Origin of the sequence: Vibrio hepatarius (assembly GCF_001274785.1) — a bacterium.
Taxonomy (GTDB): Bacteria; Pseudomonadota; Gammaproteobacteria; order Enterobacterales; family Vibrionaceae; genus Vibrio; species Vibrio hepatarius.
Genome location: NZ_LHPI01000005.1, coordinates 63591 through 82459, shown reverse-complemented (window position 1 = coordinate 82459; position 18869 = coordinate 63591). Strand labels below are relative to the sequence as shown.

At 43.2% G+C, this 18869-nt stretch carries 19 protein-coding genes and 1 pseudogene; 9 read left to right on the top strand and 11 right to left on the bottom strand.

The window, feature by feature from the left end; translation table 11 throughout:
• The 4 genes and pseudogenes from potD to potA all read right to left on the bottom strand — a co-directional run.
• Positions 1-186: pseudogene (potD, locus tag AKJ31_RS08350) on the bottom strand (spermidine/putrescine ABC transporter substrate-binding protein PotD); the annotation flags it as partial.
• Between the two features lie 97 nt (positions 187-283).
• Entirely contained in the window at positions 284-1054 is a 771-nt protein-coding gene (gene potC / locus AKJ31_RS08345; RefSeq protein ID WP_053408651.1) for a spermidine/putrescine ABC transporter permease PotC, read from the bottom strand.
• On the bottom strand, positions 1054-1914 hold the full coding sequence (gene potB / locus AKJ31_RS08340; protein WP_053408650.1) for a spermidine/putrescine ABC transporter permease PotB: 861 nt from the start codon (positions 1912-1914) through the stop codon (positions 1054-1056). The genes potC and potB overlap by 1 nt, the downstream gene beginning before the upstream one ends.
• Positions 1895-3028, bottom strand: a complete 1134-nt coding sequence (gene potA / locus AKJ31_RS08335; protein WP_053408649.1) for a spermidine/putrescine ABC transporter ATP-binding protein PotA — start codon at positions 3026-3028, stop codon at positions 1895-1897. Before potA ends, potB begins: the two co-directional genes overlap by 20 nt.
• Before the next feature lie 379 nt (positions 3029-3407).
• Here potA and AKJ31_RS08330 point away from each other — a divergent pair, with 379 nt between their 5' ends.
• The 3 genes from AKJ31_RS08330 to AKJ31_RS08320 are packed head-to-tail and all read left to right on the top strand — an operon-like array spanning position 3408 to position 5686.
• A complete protein-coding gene (locus tag AKJ31_RS08330) occupies positions 3408-4211 on the top strand; it encodes a DUF2189 domain-containing protein (RefSeq protein ID WP_053408648.1) in 804 nt (267 codons plus the stop codon).
• Positions 4204-5016 carry a glucosaminidase domain-containing protein gene (locus AKJ31_RS08325; protein WP_053408655.1) on the top strand — a complete coding sequence of 271 codons (813 nt, stop codon included), beginning with the start codon at positions 4204-4206 and terminating at the stop codon, positions 5014-5016. The genes AKJ31_RS08330 and AKJ31_RS08325 overlap by 8 nt, the downstream gene beginning before the upstream one ends.
• Positions 5017-5029: 13 nt before the next feature.
• Positions 5030-5686 carry a DUF2987 domain-containing protein gene (locus tag AKJ31_RS08320; RefSeq protein WP_053408647.1) on the top strand — a complete coding sequence of 219 codons (657 nt, stop codon included), beginning with the start codon at positions 5030-5032 and terminating at the stop codon, positions 5684-5686.
• A 68-nt stretch (positions 5687-5754) separates the two neighbouring features.
• Here the strand turns inward: AKJ31_RS08320 and AKJ31_RS08315 are convergent, their stop codons facing one another.
• Positions 5755-6426 (bottom strand): response regulator transcription factor, encoded by a 672-nt coding sequence (locus AKJ31_RS08315; protein WP_053408646.1) that lies wholly within the window; start codon positions 6424-6426, stop codon positions 5755-5757.
• A 318-nt stretch (positions 6427-6744) separates the two neighbouring features.
• Between AKJ31_RS08315 and AKJ31_RS08310 the strand changes: the two genes are divergently transcribed.
• From AKJ31_RS08310 to AKJ31_RS08285, 6 genes are all read left to right on the top strand, one after another.
• Positions 6745-7251 (top strand): hypothetical protein, encoded by a 507-nt coding sequence (locus AKJ31_RS08310; protein ID WP_245639038.1) that lies wholly within the window; start codon positions 6745-6747, stop codon positions 7249-7251.
• A 99-nt stretch (positions 7252-7350) separates the two neighbouring features.
• On the top strand, positions 7351-7851 hold the full coding sequence (locus AKJ31_RS08305) for a hypothetical protein (RefSeq protein WP_053408645.1): 501 nt from the start codon (positions 7351-7353) through the stop codon (positions 7849-7851).
• A gap of 132 nt (positions 7852-7983) precedes the next feature.
• Positions 7984-8616: a fimbrial biogenesis chaperone gene (locus AKJ31_RS08300; protein ID WP_157052335.1), complete on the top strand. Its 633-nt coding sequence runs from the start codon at positions 7984-7986 to the stop codon at positions 8614-8616.
• A gap of 6 nt (positions 8617-8622) precedes the next feature.
• The gene (locus tag AKJ31_RS08295) at positions 8623-9270 is read left to right on the top strand and encodes a fimbrial biogenesis chaperone (protein WP_053408643.1); all 648 of its coding nucleotides are present in this window, start codon (positions 8623-8625) and stop codon (positions 9268-9270) included.
• Positions 9251-11734 (top strand): fimbria/pilus outer membrane usher protein, encoded by a 2484-nt coding sequence (locus AKJ31_RS08290; protein WP_053408642.1) that lies wholly within the window; start codon positions 9251-9253, stop codon positions 11732-11734. Before AKJ31_RS08295 ends, AKJ31_RS08290 begins: the two co-directional genes overlap by 20 nt.
• Complete coding sequence (locus AKJ31_RS08285; protein WP_053408641.1) at positions 11724-12599, top strand: hypothetical protein; 876 nt, start codon at positions 11724-11726, stop codon at positions 12597-12599. Before AKJ31_RS08290 ends, AKJ31_RS08285 begins: the two co-directional genes overlap by 11 nt.
• A 51-nt stretch (positions 12600-12650) precedes the next feature.
• Here AKJ31_RS08285 and ttcA read toward each other — a convergent pair whose 3' ends face one another.
• From ttcA to AKJ31_RS08255, 6 genes are all read right to left on the bottom strand, one after another.
• Positions 12651-13583, bottom strand: a complete 933-nt coding sequence (gene ttcA / locus AKJ31_RS08280) for a tRNA 2-thiocytidine(32) synthetase TtcA (protein WP_053408640.1) — start codon at positions 13581-13583, stop codon at positions 12651-12653.
• A 155-nt stretch (positions 13584-13738) separates the two neighbouring features.
• Positions 13739-14686: a universal stress protein UspE gene (gene uspE / locus AKJ31_RS08275; RefSeq protein ID WP_053408639.1), complete on the bottom strand. Its 948-nt coding sequence runs from the start codon at positions 14684-14686 to the stop codon at positions 13739-13741.
• A 130-nt stretch (positions 14687-14816) separates the two neighbouring features.
• Positions 14817-15566 carry a fumarate/nitrate reduction transcriptional regulator Fnr gene (locus AKJ31_RS08270; protein WP_053408638.1) on the bottom strand — a complete coding sequence of 250 codons (750 nt, stop codon included), beginning with the start codon at positions 15564-15566 and terminating at the stop codon, positions 14817-14819.
• Positions 15567-15657: 91 nt separating this feature from the next.
• The gene (locus AKJ31_RS08265) at positions 15658-16329 is read right to left on the bottom strand and encodes a sulfite exporter TauE/SafE family protein (RefSeq protein WP_053408637.1); all 672 of its coding nucleotides are present in this window, start codon (positions 16327-16329) and stop codon (positions 15658-15660) included.
• Positions 16326-16490 (bottom strand): cbb3-type cytochrome oxidase assembly protein CcoS, encoded by a 165-nt coding sequence (ccoS, locus tag AKJ31_RS08260; protein WP_053408636.1) that lies wholly within the window; start codon positions 16488-16490, stop codon positions 16326-16328. The genes AKJ31_RS08265 and ccoS overlap by 4 nt, the downstream gene beginning before the upstream one ends.
• Positions 16491-18863, bottom strand: a complete 2373-nt coding sequence (locus AKJ31_RS08255) for a heavy metal translocating P-type ATPase (RefSeq protein WP_053408635.1) — start codon at positions 18861-18863, stop codon at positions 16491-16493.
• Positions 18864-18869 lie beyond the last annotated feature (6 nt).

The following is an 18869-nucleotide window of genomic DNA, read 5'->3' as shown; positions in this document are numbered from 1 at the left end:
CGACTCGTAAGTCGAGTAGATCACTTTAATTCCAGTCTCTTTGGTAAATTGTTCCAGAAGGCTGCTGTTGATGTACGGCCCCCAGTTCATAAATACCAATTCCTTATTTTCGTCCGCTGCCACTGAACCAGAGAACAGAGAAAGCGCACATGCACTACCAGCTAATAAAGTAGCCCATTTTTTCATTGACGTTAGCTCCAAACCAAACGTTGCTCATTACGAGCGTAGATAGAAAAACAGAATGGCTATTCTTGGCCATTCTGTTTGGTAATTCACGCGGATTCTACTTCACTTTTTCTCTTGCTAGCAACTGAGATATTACTACCAAAATCAAGGAGACAATCAGCATGACTGTTGCGAGAGCATTCACCTCTGGTGATATTCCCACTTTTACCATCGAGTAGATTTTTAATGGCAAAATTTCATATGTTGGTCCCGTCACGAATGAACTGATAATCACGTCATCCAGTGATAGGGTAAAGCTCAATAACCAGCCTGCAGCAACCGCAGGTTTGGCAAGTGGCAGGATGATCTGTTTCAAGATAACCCATTCACTCGCACCTAAATCTTTTGCCGCTTCTAGCATCTTCACATCGAAGCCATTCAATCGACTGTAAACCGTTACGACAACAAAAGGTAAACAGAAGGTGATATGTGCAATCAAGAGTGTAAAGAAGCCAAGCTGTGCGCCTAAAACGAGGAACAGGGCAAGCAACGAAATTGCCATCACAATATCTGGAGACATCATGACTACGAATAGCATGCCATTCACAGCGCCTTTACCTTTAAAGGTATAGCGGAATAGGGCAACAGCAGTAAAGCTACCGATAATTGTAGCGGCTGTTGCAGAAAATACCGCAACATTCAATGAGTGCCACGCAGCTTGCATTAAACTGTCGTTGTTTACTAAGGTTTCATACCACTTGGTGGTAAAGCCACCCCATTTCATACCAAATTTATTAGCATTAAATGAGTTCACAATCAGTACGACGATCGGTAGGTACAAAAATGCGTATACCAACGCCATAAAGCTAAATCTAACTGTACGTCCCATTAGTCTAGCTCCACTTTTTTATTCAAAAGTTTGCCTGCTCGATAGTAAGCGTAAAGCATAATTGCCATAGCAATCGTTAAGGCGATACTCGTTGCCGCGCCAAATGGCCAGTCACGTGCATTCAGTACCTGACTCTTAATCACGTTACCAATTAGGAGGTTCTTCGCGCCGCCTAATAGGTCCGAGATATAGAACATGCCGAGTGCCGGTAGCAATACCAATAAACAACCACCAATGATGCCAGGCATGGTTAAAGGCAGAGTCACTTTAGTGAAGATCTGGAACTTGTTCGCACCTAAATCTTTCGCCGCTTCTACGTAGGTATGGTCAAGTTTCTCAATCGCCGAGTACAAAGGAAGAATCATAAATGGCAATAGGATGTAGACCAGACCGATCATGACTGCGGTTTCTGTGTACATTAAACGAATCGGTTTATCGATGATTTCCATGGCAATTAGAGATTTATTCAAAATCCCTTGTGTACCTAAAACAATCTTCAGACCGTACGTACGAATTAGCGAGTTGGTCCAAAACGGTACAATCACCAAAAACAGCATGATTGGGCGCCATTTCTCGGGCATTTTCGCCACGATATACGCAAATGGATAGCCAATCACTAAACATAAAATCGTTGCTACGATCGCCATGTAGAAAGAGTGCAACAACACTTTTGCGTACAGTGGGTCAAGCAGTCTTAAATAGTTATCAAAGGTGAACGTCAACTCAATCAGATTGGCTTCATCACGAGTTAGGAAACTGGTTCCTATGATCATCACGTTTGGAATTAGGACGAATAGCGTCAACCAACCAACGATGAGAGCAATGATGGCGTTCTGAAGATTAAACTTCTTGCTGATCATTTAGGACGACCTCCCAGCTCTCAACCCAAGTGACCGCCACTTTTTGACCGATAGAGTGGTCTACATCTGGGTCATCTTCGTTGAAGAATTCGCTTACCATTACGCGCATGCCTGATTCGAGTTCAATAACGGAATCTAACGTCATGCCTTTATAGGTGCGCTCAGTCACGTGGCCAACGATACCTTTTTGCTCGGATTCTTTGATCTCTTCGATACGCAAATCTTCAGGACGAAGCAAAACTTGCAGCTTATCACCAGTCTGTGCTGGCTTGTCGTAATAGACGACAGACTCGACACCTTCGATCTCTGCGCGAATACGCTTCTCGTCAATACGTTCAAGCATTGTAGTATTGAAGACGTTGATCTCACCGATAAAGCGAGCAACGAAAAGGTTCTTTGGCTCTTCGTAAATTTCACGTGGCGTGCCGTCTTGTTCGATAACACCGTCTCGCATGACGATGATACGATCAGACATAGACAAAGCTTCTTCTTGGTCGTGAGTAACAAAGATAAATGTAATGCCAAGTTGACGTTGAAGTTGCTTCAGCTCAATTTGCATTTGTTTACGTAGTTTGTAATCCAGAGCAGAAAGAGATTCATCTAGCAGAAGGACTTTCGGTTTGTTCACAACCGCACGAGCGATAGCGATACGTTGTTGCTGGCCACCTGATAGCTGATGCGGTTTACGTTGCGCCATTTTTTCTAGGCGTACCATGCGTAAGGCTTCCATGACTCGCGGCTCGATGTCCGCCGAAGGCACTTTTTGCATACGCAGGCCAAATGCAACGTTTTCAAATACGGTCATGTGAGGGAAGAGTGCATAACTTTGGAATACAGTGTTGACGTGCCTTTGCTCAGCAGGGACTTCAGTAACGGTCTGACCATCAAGAATGATGTCGCCATTATCAGCGGCTTCGAAACCAGCAATCATCCTAAGAACGGTCGTTTTACCACAGCCGGAAGGACCAAGGATGGTTAGAAATTCACCATGGTTTACATCAAGGTTTAGGTTGGCGATGATTTCCTTGCCATCGAAACTTTTGCTGATGCCAGTTAGACGGATAACTGGTTGTCCTGCTTGTTGTTTAGCGTTCAACGTCTGTCTTTCTCCCACATTGGATATTTAACTCGTAAATATACCCGTAGTTATACAAAATAGAGGCGCGCATCATAATCACCAAAATGGTGAATTCAAAGCAATTTCTTAACTTGAAACACAAAAAATTTTGCAGGTAAAAGTAAACATTTCTTACCATACTGTTTCTATGCGATTTATATGCGCAAATAGGGCTTGAATTTCATATCTGAATCAAGAGCCTATACCTTACCAAGCACATGTTTTCGGTCAATTATTAATCATACAGATGAGAAAGCAAGTGATTGGTGGATATCTGATTTTAGACTTTCAAACGTTTAAGTATAATGTCACACAATTACAGCCTGACATTTAAACAACAAGCTAGCTTAGTGAATACTAAGTGCTGGATTCAATAATGAATAATGATATAGAGAAAGATTTTAATTTAGGCGGGAGTGTAGAGCGTGCACTTTCAGGAGACTACGAACTTAAAATAGGTGATGTGCTAAAAGAAGCATGGAACCTAACCATCAAGAACTTCCTTTCATTTTCACCAGCGATAGTTGCGCTGATCGTGATTCAATTTGCCATCTTTTACATCGCACTCAAGTTACAATTGGGTGACCCAGCGATGATCATCGACGCATTTACCAGCGCAGATGCGTTTGATCCTAATATCATCAACGCGATTATGGTGGCGAACTACAGCTACGAAGTCATTAGTGCGCCTATCTATGCTGGCATCAGCCTAATGGCAATGAGCCATGCCGCAGGACTGACGACAAAGTCTCGTCACATTGCGAAAGGTCTTCAATTTACTATCCCGGTGATTCTGGCAACCTTGTTCAGTTTAATGCTTCAAGGCATCGCCGGTTTACTACTGCCATTCATATCGTTATACCTTTCAATCGCGTTCAGCAATTCAATCTTGCTGATTTGTGAAAAGAAAGTGCCACCGATGCAATCGTTGTTGCTATCGCTAAGAGCAGCCAACAAAAAGATTTTTGTGTTAGCTGGTATCTACCTAGTTGTTTCTATCATGTTTGTAATCGGCATGATGTTTTACGGTTTAGGCTTGATCATCGTACTGCCTTTCTTCTTCCATGTTAAAGGTATTATCTACCGCAACATGTTTGGCATTAAATTAAGAATTATCGCTTCAGACCGTCCTAAAAATGATGATGACCATGACAAAAATTCACAAGTGTTCGATGCGTAAGGGCGAGTTCCTTGCAATTGCAGCCGCCGGGATTCTAGCGAGTTGCACAACTTATCAATATGAAAGTACTCAAGAGCGAAAGCAAATTGTCGCTTCTGAGGCTGCCGCGAAAGTCGGTGATGCACCAGATTTCACTGCGTTTACCGATACGCGAGCAAAAAAACAGGCGTTTTTCGATTATTTAAGACCGGGGATTGAGCTTGAAAACCAACGCGTCAAGAAAGAGCGTGAGCGCCTAGATAAAATTCAGACGAATTTACAGCAGAGAAAAGTTACAGAAGACGATCTTGAGACCGCCAAACGTTTAGGGAAACTCTACAATCTTGAATTGGATGAGGGAGAGGTCACCCAAGTTTGGATGGACGAGATGTTACATCGAGTCGATGTCTTGCCTAAGGCATTAGTCATGGTGCAGGGTGCGAACGAATCGGCTTGGGGAACATCGCGATTTGCTACCAAAGCCAATAACTACTTTGGTCAATGGTGCTACAGCAAGGGGTGTGGGCTGGTTCCGTTACAGCGAGTTGATGGGATGAGTCACGAAGTGGCCAAGTTTAGCTCTGTTCAACAGTCGATTAATGGTTACTTTATGAACGTTAACCGTAACGCTGCATACGAAGCGTTACGCGATATCCGTTATCAACGCCATAGCACTGGTCAAAGTTTGACGGACATCGACGCCGCTATCGCATTGACTAACGGTTTGCTTAAATACTCTGAAAGAGGTGAGGCATACGTCAACGACTTACAAACAATGATTCGTCATAATAAGCCGTTTTTTGAAAGCCAGACCACTCAACAATAAGATTATAAATTCAATGAAGAAAATATCGTTTGCCCTCTTGGCTGCTGCTTTGACGACTGTAGCAGCACCTTCATATGCTCAAGAATATATGTTCACTTATAGTAAGCTCTTTACTCACATGAAACAGAATGTGAAGGAAGGGCACGATGATGTGAAAATCGGCTTCTTTTTTCTCGATGCACAAAGCAAACAGCTCTGTCCTATCGATAAAGCTTGGATGGAAAAAGAAGAACATTACGAAGAGTTGAAATCTTCTCAATACAACGAACTGCTTGTACCAATCGATGACAACTTGCGCCAAGCTAACCCACTCGTGTTTGTGCAAACACCGCAAGACCGCCGTTGTGACTTCTCCATGGTTGTTATGACGAAAGAACCATTTGAAGGTAAAGTAGGCTACCAAGACGTTGAAAAACTTATGCCACAAATGCAGGCAATGTTGGAAGACTTAGGTGGTATGTTTGCAAGTTGGTTTACGCCAAATGTTGAAGGCGTCACGCTAGAGTTTGCTGACAAGCTCAACTCGACGATTCAGTTTTCCAACGGTGATGTTAAACCTATCGTTGATGGAAAAGTGCAGGTCGCGCTTTCCGAGATTGGAGAGGGTGGCTATATGACTCTCCCACAACAAACAGCGCGTGTGTTGCCTTATTTGCCAAACGCAAAATAGATATTTGACCCATATCGCTAAAATAGGGCGTCGTTTATATATGACACCCTATTTTTATAATCTCATTATTACTTGATGCTATAAACATTTGCGGTTTTATAATGCGTTTTAGCTAGCTCGATTGCTTCTCGTCGACAACTCACATTTAACTTTTTATACAATTTATATAGATGTGTCTTCACTGTGCTTTCAGCGATATATAAACTTTCCGCTATCTCTAAGTTTGAATTTCCACACACTAAATGATCGAGAATTTGTTTTTCTCGTTTGGTTAATTCGTTGATGCCATCTGGTGTGGATAATATATAAGGACGAATTTGGTTTAACATTTGTGCCATCAAACTCCTTGGTAACCATAGGCCACCATTGAGAATTGCATCGACACAACGAATGAGATGTTCAATTGGAGCATCCTCATAGATCATTCCCTTCACACCAAACCAAGTTGAAAGTTCCACACATTCAACGTGCTTCGGAATGCCGTAAACGACTAAACTCGTATTTAAACTATTCGCGTAGATATCGTTTAAGTATTGCCCCTCTTTAAGGCAGGTAAAAGATACAAGAACAATATCTACGTCGTTATTGTCAATGATTTGATTAACTTCGTCCGCATGGCCAATGATCACATTCAACTTTTCATTTTTACTTAGCTCTCGTTTGATAAGTTGCGAGTGAAAGTTGTTCTTTTCATCCAGTAGAACATTCCAGTGCTTTTTCTTGTCCAGCTTAACTCCCATAACGGACTCCAGCGTATGTATGCATTTATATGAATGTAGGAGCACGAGTATACACCGCACTCGATGCGCTATCGTGTTTCTAAACTGATACAATTCATAATAAATTTCATAAATTTCTAAAACTTCAGCCAAGAACACAGTTTTTATTCTGCAATAAAAACCACATTAATTTTAAGTGTGTTGTTCTACAGCTATTTAAATTCATATCCCCTACAACTTTTTCTACTACTTGTATTTCTAATCCGCCCTAGTTTCATACTTTTTATCTTATTGAAAGCGGTATATTTAATCACATCTCAGATAGAGCAAAGGCCTCTTATGAGGGAGTTAATTAAATATATTATTTTAGTTGTCTTTATATCGCCGAACCTAGCCTTTTTTTCATACTCTGCGAAAGCAGGCGATTTGTCTTTAGATCTGGTAGGACAGATTGAAAGTCGCTGTGAATTAAGTTTGATGGCTGACAACACGATAGATTTGTCAAATATACGCTCAAAAACGTTGCCGTTTAGTGTTTATTGCAACCAACCTTTAAGAATGAGTATTTCCTCACGAAATGGTGGTTTGTTAGCAAGCGATGGCAACCAAGAATTTGGGGTAAATCGGTATTTGTTAGAAATATCGATAGCCAAACTAGGCATAAAAAAACAGATATCCAGTAGTGACTTAACTTCTGAAAATTCTGTAGACAGTTCCGGTGTTATTCCGTTTTCAACGCAAGGGGAAATACGAGTAACCCTAGAAGATGACCTGCTATACGCGGGTAATTACCAAGATGTTATCGAAATTGATGTCTATCCATCAATCAATGACATCAAACAGTAAATCGCTTACTTCATGCGAGTGAGCACGTCAGTCGCAACCTGCCCAAACGTATCTGGGCTACGACATGTAAGTCAGTAAAAACCTTTCTAAGGAGCAATTATGAATAAGTTAACAGTTTGTGCAGTTGTTATTTCTGGTGCGTTTGCCACTCAAGCTCTAGCAGCGCCAACTGCGGTACAAGTTCAAGCAATCAACCCTTCAGTTTGTGAAATTTCTGCAAACCAATTAGTGCTAGATCTTAAGAACCCATCAGTTCAAAACACTGCTACAACTAACTTTACAATGAAATGTAATGACCGCAACGGCGCAACTGTGAAGATGGTAAGTGCTGAAGGTGGTCTTGAAGCAGATGACGCATTCCCAGATGATTTTGCACTTGCATATGAAGCAACATTTACTCCAGATGGCCTAGACCCACTAACTTTTACTCCTCCTGGCGGTACTGGTCCAAACAACTTCGAGTCTGAAGCTAAATCATATGCGGGCACAACAGACCTAGCTGGTGGCATTTCAGCAACTCTAGAAGTAACTAACACTCAAACAGCACCTTGGTCTGGTGGTTACTCAGATACGATCACAATTAGTATCACTTCAAACTAATTGTCTTACGTTAAGGGAGGCTATTCATAGCCTCCCGATTTTTATTTAAGGAGTGAATGAGTGTTTAGAAGCATCGTTACCGTCTTATCCATCATTGTAAGTTTTTCTGTTCAAGCATACCGAGTTGAACCTATGGTTTCTGAAATGGAGCCACTAGGTAAACGTGCACAAATGGTGATGCGCGTGGATAACACTGGCAGCCAACCACTTACCGTCGAGCTAATTCCTAAGTCTATGACTATGGATGAAATGGGCAACGAAACCACTCAACCAGCTGATGATGAGTTACTTGTTATTCCTGTTACGGCTGTAATAGAACCAGGGCGCTCCCAGTCAGTGATGATCCGCTATCTGGGCAATCCATCTATTTCTGAATCGAAAGCCTACCGCGTTACGGTGAAGCAAGTTCAAGTTGAACGCGCGAGTGGGGAAGCTGCGAATGTTGGTTTGCTACTTGAGTTCAATACATTAATCAACGTAAAACCGAAGAACTCTCGACCAGAACTATCAGTAACAAATGTCAAGAAAAATGGCGCCAATTGGCTACTTGAAGTCACCAACACTGGTACAAGTTACGCACGACTAAATAAAACTAACTGGCAAGTAGCAGATAAGGACCATAGTTCTTTTGTTACTGGAACAGAAATACGAGAACTTATTGCGGGTAGCTTAGTACTACCTAACTCAAAGCGTAGCTTTGTAATGAAACCACTTGAAGGTTTTGATGTAGATTCATTGTCGATAGATATTGAACTAGCGGAATAGCAAATAATGCGTTGTAACTACATTTTTGTTTATCTGCTTATGTTGTTTAGCTGGACATCACATGCCATTGTGATGTCCCCGTCGATCGTAGAATTTAACGTCCAAAAAAATAACTCTGCACAAATTGTGGTAACGAACAACACGACTAACAAGTTACCCCTTGAAGCCTCTTTGTTAGAACTTAGCTTTAAACAAGATGGTAGCTTCACTCCTCAACCAGTCAATGATTTAGACCTTTTGGTGTTCCCGCCAGCTGCAATCCTTAAGCCAGGCGCGAGCCAAGTATTTCGCATTCAATGGGTAAGCACTTCTACGCCTCTACAGTCGAGAAGTTATTTCGTTCGTTTTAGCCAACCACCGTTAGAAAGCAGTGATCAGTCAGGAATCGCATTGCAAGTTCACTACAACGCACTACTTCATATCTATGCAAACAACAATCGAGCAAGTGTTGTATTGAAAGTTGAAAAAGATGGTATCGCTACTTTGGTAAACCGTGGCAATAAATACACCTACAGTAGCTTACTGGCGTTTTCTCAACATGATCAAATAATCCAAAGTACCGTTGGCACACTATTTATACCACCTAATACAAGCATAAAAGCTCCATCTGTAGTTAATCTTCCGGCCGGTGAATATGATGGATATGAACGCTAAGAAAAGTCCGTTTTTGTTCCACACTAGGCTAATTGTGCTGGTTGCCTTGATTTACGTAATTGGCAATATTTCAGTTGTCCAAGCCGCCAAGATCAATCCAACAGGCAGAGATATTGAACTAACAACTTTGCTTAGAGTAAGTGATAGTGTACTAGGTGAAGCGTCGGTAACTATTACTGCTGATGATGAGGTATTGTTACCAAAAGAAAGTACTCTCGAGTTGCTTACGTCACTTTTGTCTGAAGAGACTATCGACGATCTTAGAAACACGAATAATAGTTCAGTACTTTCTCAGCAAGACTTCCAAGCCGTCGGCCTAGATATGCGTTTCGATTCATCGTCCTTTGAATGCATTATTTCTATTCCTGCTGATTTAGCTTTTACTCAGCAAATACGCTTTGCCAATCAGAATCCAAATCGGAATCATCTTGAGCCAAAGTTTTTTAGTGGATATATGAATCTCACACTGTCAGCAAATGAAACTCGAGCAGACGAAACAGAGACACAGAACAACTATTATCACCGATTAGAATCCGCGCTTAGTGTAGGGCCTGCAAACATCGAATATGAAGCATCGTATGATTCGAGCGCAGAAAGTAATGAACAATACGTACGTGAAGGAACAAGACTCAACTTAGATTTCCCGAGCCAAGGGACGAGATTAGTTTTAGGCGATATGTATAACAGCGGCAAACTGTTCCAAGATGGCACTGACATACTTGGGGTTGGGTTGACGCGAGATTTTACGCTTATTCCGACAAGAAACGTCAGACCCAAAGCCGCCCAATCTTTTACGTTACAACGAACCTCGAGTGTCGATGTTGTCATCGATGGGGCAGTTGTTCAACGCTTAACGTTAAGCGCAGGCAGTTACAATTTAAGCGATATTCCTCTTGCCCAAGGTAATAATGACGTTGAGCTCATCATTACCGACTCGGCAGGTAGAGAAGAGCGAATCAGGTTTTCAATCGCGACAGGTAATGGATTACTCGCACAAGGTGAGTTTGAATACAGTGTAATGGCTGGGGTGCCGAGTGAACTTCGCGATGGTGAGATAAAGTACCTATCTGAAGAACAAATTTTACACGGTTATTTAGATGTTGGTGTTACGCCGTCACTAACGTTAGGAGTTGATGCTCAAAGTAGAGAAGAACTCTACCAATATGGTGCCTCAATATTGCACGCTTCATCACTGGGTGTAACAGAACTCGTTGCTTCGCAAAGTCATCATCCAGAGCTAAAGGGCGGTGACGCATATCGTTTATCATTCGATGCCGAATTCGATGAGAGCAACGACTTAAAGCCTCAATTGAGTTTTATTTATGAGTACCAATCTGAAGATTTTGTTGGAATAAGCAGCTTTGATACAACTGACTCACCAATAAACACAACTCAACATTACGCATCTTTGTTTAGTTCTATCGCAATAACGCAACGGCTACGTACTGCACTCACTACCACATACAGCTCAGGTGTAGAGGAGAGTAATAATTATTGGTCTGTAAGTCCGAGCCTGTCAGGCCCACTATTTGGGACACCTGCGACGTGGAGTACGCGTCTAAACTATCGCGACTATCAAGATACCGAAAATGAATTTTCTGCCTCTTTCACCATTAGTTGGCCGTTTAGTCGGGAGTTGCGTGCAGTTGGTCAATACTCAAGCCAAAACCAACAAGGCTCATTAGATATGACATATCGTGATGGTATTGGCAGCACTGGTGGTGTATCGGCGTACGCATCGTTAGAAACAAACAAAGAGACCGACGGTAATTTCAATGCAGGCGTTAACTACACCGGTAACCGATTTGAAACGCTTGCAGACCACACAACGCGAGTTGAGAACTTTGATGATAGCAATTTAACGCACAATACCCGTGTCGAGGTTTCAAGCTCAATTGCGTTCGCTGGAAGCGCAATAACCATTGGTCGACCGGTCAAAGAAGCTTTTGCCGTTATCGAGAAGCACCCAAGTTTGGCTGAAAATCGTGTAGCGGTGGATCCAACTTTGAACAGTGATTACGCCCGCGTATTCAGCGAATCCTCCTATGATGTCTTGTTGCCAGATTTAGTAGCGTATAACTCACAGCTCATTGGCTACGATGTAGAAGATTTGCCGCCAGGATATGACTTAGGCGATGGTGCCTTTTCACTCTACCCAGGATACAACCGGGGTTATCGTCTGGTGATCGGCTCTGATGCCGTGTTAACTGCGATGGGTAAAATTTATGACCGGAAATCCGGTGATCCAATTACCTTAGTCGCTGGTAAAGCAATCTATCTAGGTGATAAAGACCAAGAGCCTGTCGAATTTTTCACTAACAGACAAGGGCTATTTGCACTCTCTGGCTTACGCCCTGGTGACTACAAGCTCGAGCTCGACAACAAAGAAAAGCAATCCGTTACCGTCAACCTACCTGAAGATAGTAACGTTTTAGTCATGTTAGGAGACTTATATGTGGATTAACTCATTAACTAGGTATCGGTTACTGCTGTTACCCGTTTCACTAACGTCGTTTTTCAGCTATTCAGCCTGTACTGTCACTTACTTAACAATCGAACCGATTAGTGCATCGAGAAGTTACAACGTTTTTGAATCCGGTACCAATGCGTTAGTGCAAAACTACCGATTGAAGTCTGACGTTATAGGCGAAGGCTGTGAAATTGAGGTTGAGCTCAGCGTTGAGAATGAACTCAACCATTTAGTCAGTGACAGCCTGCAAAACTTAATCTTCGATTGGCATAGTAGCAACGGTTATCAGAGATCTGGGCGTTGGTACACCAAGCTTTCTTCTACTGAGCCTGATGCAACATTTCAACTAAACTACCCAAGCCAGCAAAGAATCGATGCAGGGAGTTACTTTGGGCGACTGCAAGCGACTATTGGTGATCCAGACCTTAACGTGAAACAAGCGTCTTTGGATGTTTCAGTTTCGGTACCACCGACCGCAAAGATACAGTTTTATGGATTGTCCCAAAATCACTATGACCTTGATCTTGGAGTATTAACAACTAACAAAACGATTGGTTATGCACCAAAGTTATGGATTGAGAGCAACTCAGGATACCGAGTGTCTGTCGAGTCACTGAACCGAGGCTCACTTCGTCATCAATCAGAAGATATTCGTTGGGATATAGGATACAGAATGTACCTAGATAGCCAACAAATCGAAATAACAAGTCCAATCGCTTATTGGCGGAGTAGTCAGTCTACTTTTGGTAGACCTGTTTCGATGGAATTTGTCGTAGGTGATGTAGTCGATAAACCTGCAGGGCAGTACAGAGATACTCTGCAAATATCTATCGAGCCGGAGCTAACGGCTCTACCTTAATAACTTGAAGAAAAGGGTCGCTGACAAGCGACCCTTTATGATTTCTTTCAACTAGATATTAGTAACGTTGAGTTGAAGACTTGGGTCGAACTCTTGTACTCTATCATCTGCGTCCAACTCTACTTTTGGCATTTCTTCTTTATCAAAGCCAATATCACCACCGTTGATCACTCCTGAATCTTTGTTGATTGATTTAAAGTCGAACAATTCAAAATCAGCTAAGTGGCTAGGTACGACGTTTTGCATCGCGCGGAACATAGTCTCGATACGACCCGGGAAGCGTTTATCCCAATCATTCAGCATTTGCTTGATGTTTTGGCGCTGAAGGTTTGGTTGAGAACCACACAAGTTACAAGGGATGATAGGGTACTCACGCATTTCAGAATACTTGATGATGTCCTTTTCGCGGCAGTAAGCAAGAGGGCGGATAACTACGTGTTCGCCGTTATCAGAAACCAACTTAGGTGGCATGCCTTTCATTTTTCCGCCATGGAACATATTCAGGAACAGTGTTTCCAGAATGTCATCACGGTGGTGGCCAAGTGCAATTTTGGTCGCGCCCAGTTCTTTAGCCGTACGATACAAAATACCACGACGTAGTCGAGAACAAAGCGAACAAGTCGTTTTACCTTCTGGGATCTTATCTTGAACGATTGAGTAAGTGTCTTCTTCGACAATTTTGTACTCAACACCCAACGACTCTAAGTATTCAGGCAGAATATGTCCTGGGAAACCCGGCTGTTTTTGGTCTAGGTTGATTGCAATAAGAGAGAAAGAGATCGGCGCGCTCTTTTGCAAACTCATTAGGATATCAAGCATAGTAAAGCTGTCTTTACCGCCAGATAGACACACCATAATGCGATCACCATCTTCAATCATGTTGAAGTCTTGGATAGCTTGGCCTGTATTACGGCGAATGCGCTTTTGTAGCTTATTGAAATTGTATTGTTGAGCTTTGGTGCGCTCTTGAGTTTGCTCTGTCATCAGCTTGCGTTCTTTAATCAATCTTCAAAACAAAATGAAGTGCGTATGATACGGATAAATAGCGCAGATGCCAGATCTAATCACTCTCTGAAACAAAAAACCCCCTCGAACGAATCGAGAGGATTTGAGAGACGATACGCCAAATACGTAACGTTTTAGATAGCAGTTGCTGGGTCGAGTGGACTGATGTAACCGCTCGGCTTCAATGCCAATACGTCACAGTTGATCTTATCGATGACGTGCTCAGCTGTATTACCAATAAACACAGCAGACAACCCAGTACGTCCAGTGGTTCCGATGATCACCATGGCAGCATTTAAGCGCTCTGCAACCTCAGGAATTACATCTTCAGGTAGACCTTGCTCAACGATGGTTTGCTCATCATCATAACCGTGTTTCTGACGTAGCGCTTTCATCGCAGTTAAGTGATGTCCTCTGACTGCATCGGTGTAAGTCGCAGGATCAAATTCTGGCAGCTCAATGGTGATGTTTGCTGGAGTGACAGGATAAGCGTTAACGAGGTAAGGGGTAGCTCCCAAGCGTTCTGTCAGGCTCTTCATCTGATCGACCATACTATCGTTTAAGTCCAGATGAGTTTCGTTTTCCGAACCCACATGAACGGAGGCAATGATACTCGCATCCTCTGGCCAATCTTCATTTTTAACAAGCAGAACAGGGCAAGGGCATTTTCTTAACAAGTGCCAATCGGTCGGAGTAAAGATTACCGATTCCAATACATCGTGTTTACGTGTTCCCTTAATCAAGATGTCGTGACTGCCACCAAATACTTCAGCAATGATCGCTTCGTAAGGGCGGTTGTGCCAAACGACCTTCACTTCAAAGTTCACACCTTCAAGTAGGTATTCTTTGGCGACTCGGTGCATCCATTGTTCTCGTTGTCCGATTACGCCACGACGCATCGCATCGCGCTCATCGATAGACAGCATGGATGTCATGTCATAGGAGAAGTCATAAATAGAAAGGAAAAAAGTCACATGGCTAGGCGAGCGACTTTTAGCAGCAAGCTGCATTGCACGTGCTAAAGCGGGTTGGTCATCTTTATTGATGTCCGCCACAACTAAGATTTTATTATAGATGCTCATATCTACTCCTTAAACATGAGGAGGAACATATGATTACTGTAGCCTAGTTCAGGGGGAAATATTAGGAAAAGTTGAAGGAGAGTAGGAGAAGTATGATGTAGCTCAGCTTTGAGCTACACCATTGATGTTATTACGATTCTGCAGAAACGCCAGCCAGTTCCATCAGTGCATCGTGGTCTAAGATAGTGATGTATTTCCCTTTTACACTTAGCATTTCTGCTTTCTGGAAACGACCAAGTAGGCGAGAAATTGTCTCAACCGTAAGGCCTAGGTAATTACCAATATCACCACGAGTCATTGTTAGACGGAATTCGCGAGGACTAAAGCCGCGTTGTGAGAAGCGAGTTGAAAGATTGTAAAGGAACGCAGCTAGACGCTCTTCAGCATTCTTTTTCGAAAGCAGAAGAATCATTTCTTGGTCACCTTTGATTTCATTACTCATCAAACGCATGATTTGCTGACGTAACTTCGGCATTTTACCAGATAAGTCATCCAATGTTTCGTATGGGATTTCACAAACCATTGAAGTTTCAAGCGCTTGAGCGAAACTAGGGTGAGAGTCGCCAGTGATAGCATCGAAACCAACTAAATCACCAGCTAGGTGGAAAGCGGTAATCTGCTCATCACCTTGTTCTGTGATTGTGTAACTCTTAATCGTACCTGAACGAATAGCGTAGAGGGACTTAAGCTCATCACCAGCTTTGAAAAGCTCTTGGCCTTTTTGGATCGGCTTTTTACGCTCGATAATTTGATCAAGTTGATCTAATTCTGACTCATTAAGAGTAAATGGAATACAAAGCTGACTGATACTACAGTCTTGACAATGGATGGCACAACCACCTGATTGAATACGCTTTGTTGCAGGCTTTTCAGAAATCATAACAACCTTTCACTATTTGATATACATCAATATTTTAGCATCCCTTAACTCTAAAGGGTAGTGTAAAAAGACGCATAAAAACATTGGACTATTAAGTCATTGATAAGATGGTAAATGCACCATAGCCAGTGTAAATACCATAAGTTAAGAGCGCTAACGCAACAATGTGTCGAAATATGACATTATTTTTGAGCTTATTTAAAAAATTGGCAGAATGACCGACCAACAACATCGCGGGAAGCGTACCCAAACCAAATGCTAACATGACCAGCGCACCATTAGCTGCGCTGCCCGAGACTGCTGACCACGTAAGAGTAGAGTACACGAGTCCACAAGGTAGCCAACCCCATACAAAGCCGAATGGAATAGCATGAACGGGGGATTTAAGTGGAAGTAACGAATGCCCGGCAGGAGAGATAAACTTCCATAGTGTTTGACCAAGTTTCTCAATGTACACTAATCCATGCCACCAACGTCCGATATAACAAGCGAGAAGTATCATAAAGATCGCCGCCGCAATTCTCAGCCAGACTAAGACGTTGTTGAGTTGACCAACTTCCGAGATCGAAGATACTGCGCCGCCCACCAAAGCTCCGATGATGGCATAGCTAGTTAAGCGTCCAAGATTGTAAAACAGCGGAATAAGTTTAGAAGGTTGGGATTGGCCAATAGACAGCATCGAAGCGATACCACCACACATTCCCACGCAGTGACCGGCACCGACAAGTCCGATAACAAATGCACCAATCCAATCGGGGGTCATTGCTTATCGTTCTCTTTTTTATCTTCTTCATCAAACAGAATATTGTGACCTTGACGTTCAAGATCCTCAAACTGCTCGCTTTTTACCGCCCAAAGAAAGATAGCCACGGCGACACAAACCAAAACTATCGCGATAGGGATAAGAATATATATGCTTTCCATCTATTTACCCTGTTCCTTAAGCAAACGAAGGGAGTTAGATACTACAATAATTGAACTCGCAGACATACCCACAACCGCAAAATACGGTGCAACTAATCCCGCCACGGCAAGAGGCAAAATCAGTAAGTTATAGCCCAGTGACCACGCGAGGTTCTCACGAATGATCTTACGAGTTTGTAGCGCGAGTTTGCGAGCTTCTAAGATACGCTCAAGATGGTCGCCAAGCAGAACCATATCGGCAGAGGCTTTTGCCACGTCAGTACCACCGCCCATAGCGACTGAAAGATGCGCTCCTGCCAAGGTAGGAGCGTCATTGATGCCATCGCCGATCATCATAGTGATATCTTTGCTATCGACACTCTTCAGATAGTTGAGTTTATCTTGCGGTTTAGCACCAGAGACAACATGCTCAATGCCAATCTCTTTGGCAACACTCTCTGCGTTTGTTTGAGAGTCCCCGGTCAGCAGGGTGATTTTAATGCCCGCTTGTTTAAATCGTTTGATAAATGACTTCGCTTCCTTACGAACTGGATCTTGATAACGGAACGTCGCGATATGGACACCGTCCAAAGACATGTAAACGGAGTTAGGTTCTGCCGTTACCGCATCGCCTAAGACATACCTAGCACTACCAATTTTAGCCTCTTGGCCTTGGTACATACCTCGAATACCCGAGCCGATAATGTTTTCAACATCAGTAACTTCGATATCTTGATCGTTATATGTTTTGAATGCACGGGCAATAGGGTGGTTAGCGTGTGACTCCAATGCTGCGGCAATCGCTAAAGCTTGCTGTTCGGTATAGTTTGACGGTGTTGAGACAGAACTGATGACAATATCGCCATGTGTTAGCGTGCCTGTTTTATCGATAATCAGGTGGTTAACTTTGCACAGAGTTTCAAATACGTGGCTCTTGCGTAGCAAAATACCGTAGCTACCCATACGCGAAGTCGCACAAGTCAGCGCAGTGGGCGTTGCCAAAGAAAGTGCACAAGGGCAGGTCGCAACAAGCACAGATAACATAATCCAGAACGCGTCATCTGGACGAGCTTCATGCCAGAAGAACCAGGTGCCTGCAGCAATAATCAAAATGATACCGACGAAGTAACGTGCGACTACGTCGGCGATCTCAGCGATCTTGGGTTTACTTAATTGGGCTTCGTCTTGAAGGCGAACGATATTAGAAATCATCGAGTCAGCTTTCGATGACATGACTTCCAGCTCAAATGCTTCTTCACCGTTCAGTGTGCCTGCGTACACATAGTCATCGATAGTCTTTACTACCGGGACAGATTCGCCTGTTAACATCGATTCATCAATATGCACGCGACCAGAGATAATCTTACCGTCAGCGGGAACGTGTTCACCCGGCAAGACACGGATTCGGTCGCCAAGCACCAATGTCTTGACGGGTACTTGCTCGCCATCGAGCTTGGTCGCGATAGCGGGGATCAGTTTAAGCAAGTTTCCACTCGCAGCTGCGGCTTTACGGCGCGCTCGCATTTCCAGAAAACGTCCAACCAACAAGAAAAACGCAAACATAGAAATGGATTCAAAGAATACTTCGCCCTGTTCTGTAACGGTCGCAACTAAACTTGCGCAATACGCGAAGATCATTGCGATAGAAACTGGCACGTCCATACCAAGCGTGCGGCTACGAATGCTTCGCCAAGCGTTGATATAGAAAGGCAATGCGGAATAGAGCATCACCGGAGTAGCAAAGATTAAACTAACCCAGCGGAAATAATTCTTAAACTCAGGCTCAAGATCACCAAACACTTCAAGATAAAGCGCGACAGCCAACATCATGACTTGCATAGTCGCCAAACCAGCAATCCCCAAACGATAGAGATACTGTTTCATCTGTTGGTGGTAGGCGGCTTCTTGTTTGTCGGCTTCAAACGGTGCTGCGGTGTAACCCAACTTGTGGATAGAAGAAAGGAGTTCACTTAAACGTGTCTTGGTTTTATCCCAAGATAAAATCGCGCGGTTAGTTGTGGTATTGACGCGGATTGAGAGCACGCCATCTTTCTGCGAGACTTGTTTTTCTATCAACCATGCACACGCTGCGCACGATACGCCTTCAAGCGACAATGTGACTTCCGCTTTGTCATCAGAACTTCGTACAAACTCAGACTGGACTTGTTCATTGTCATAATGAATAAGCGCTTGCAGTTGCTCTGGCACCAAATCCGCTTTCTCGGCAGGCGCAGTGCGATATTGGTAGTAAGAGGTCAATCCGCTATCAACAATGGTTTGTGCGACCGTTTCACAGCCTGGACAACACATATCGCGGACTTCACCTAGGATTTCAACTTTAAAATCCGTGTTTACTGGTACTTCTTCACCACAGTGGTAACACGACTTACACATGATTTT

Excerpts from the sequence above, each read along its gene's own strand:
- AKJ31_RS08265 (WP_053408637.1), bottom strand. The coding sequence starts at position 16,329 with ATGACCCCCGATTGGATTGGTGCATTTGTTATCGGACTTGTCGGTGCC.
- AKJ31_RS08285 (WP_053408641.1), top strand. The coding sequence starts at position 11,724 with ATGTGGATTAACTCATTAACTAGGTATCGGTTACTGCTGTTACCCGTT.
- AKJ31_RS08290 (WP_053408642.1), top strand. The coding sequence starts at position 9,251 with ATGATGGATATGAACGCTAAGAAAAGTCCGTTTTTGTTCCACACTAGG.
- AKJ31_RS08305 (WP_053408645.1), top strand. The coding sequence starts at position 7,351 with ATGAATAAGTTAACAGTTTGTGCAGTTGTTATTTCTGGTGCGTTTGCC.
- AKJ31_RS08320 (WP_053408647.1), top strand. The coding sequence starts at position 5,030 with ATGAAGAAAATATCGTTTGCCCTCTTGGCTGCTGCTTTGACGACTGTA.
- AKJ31_RS08330 (WP_053408648.1), top strand. The coding sequence starts at position 3,408 with ATGAATAATGATATAGAGAAAGATTTTAATTTAGGCGGGAGTGTAGAG.
- AKJ31_RS08270 (WP_053408638.1), bottom strand. The coding sequence starts at position 15,566 with ATGATTTCTGAAAAGCCTGCAACAAAGCGTATTCAATCAGGTGGTTGT.
- AKJ31_RS08300 (WP_157052335.1), top strand. The coding sequence starts at position 7,984 with ATGGTTTCTGAAATGGAGCCACTAGGTAAACGTGCACAAATGGTGATG.
- uspE (WP_053408639.1), bottom strand. The coding sequence starts at position 14,686 with ATGAGCATCTATAATAAAATCTTAGTTGTGGCGGACATCAATAAAGAT.
- AKJ31_RS08255 (WP_053408635.1), bottom strand. The coding sequence starts at position 18,863 with ATGTGTAAGTCGTGTTACCACTGTGGTGAAGAAGTACCAGTAAACACG.
- AKJ31_RS08315 (WP_053408646.1), bottom strand. The coding sequence starts at position 6,426 with ATGGGAGTTAAGCTGGACAAGAAAAAGCACTGGAATGTTCTACTGGAT.
- AKJ31_RS08295 (WP_053408643.1), top strand. The coding sequence starts at position 8,623 with ATGCGTTGTAACTACATTTTTGTTTATCTGCTTATGTTGTTTAGCTGG.
- AKJ31_RS08325 (WP_053408655.1), top strand. The coding sequence starts at position 4,204 with ATGCGTAAGGGCGAGTTCCTTGCAATTGCAGCCGCCGGGATTCTAGCG.
- ttcA (WP_053408640.1), bottom strand. The coding sequence starts at position 13,583 with ATGACAGAGCAAACTCAAGAGCGCACCAAAGCTCAACAATACAATTTC.
- AKJ31_RS08310 (WP_245639038.1), top strand. The coding sequence starts at position 6,745 with ATGAGGGAGTTAATTAAATATATTATTTTAGTTGTCTTTATATCGCCG.
- potB (WP_053408650.1), bottom strand. The coding sequence starts at position 1,914 with ATGATCAGCAAGAAGTTTAATCTTCAGAACGCCATCATTGCTCTCATC.
- ccoS (WP_053408636.1), bottom strand. The coding sequence starts at position 16,490 with ATGGAAAGCATATATATTCTTATCCCTATCGCGATAGTTTTGGTTTGT.
- potC (WP_053408651.1), bottom strand. The coding sequence starts at position 1,054 with ATGGGACGTACAGTTAGATTTAGCTTTATGGCGTTGGTATACGCATTT.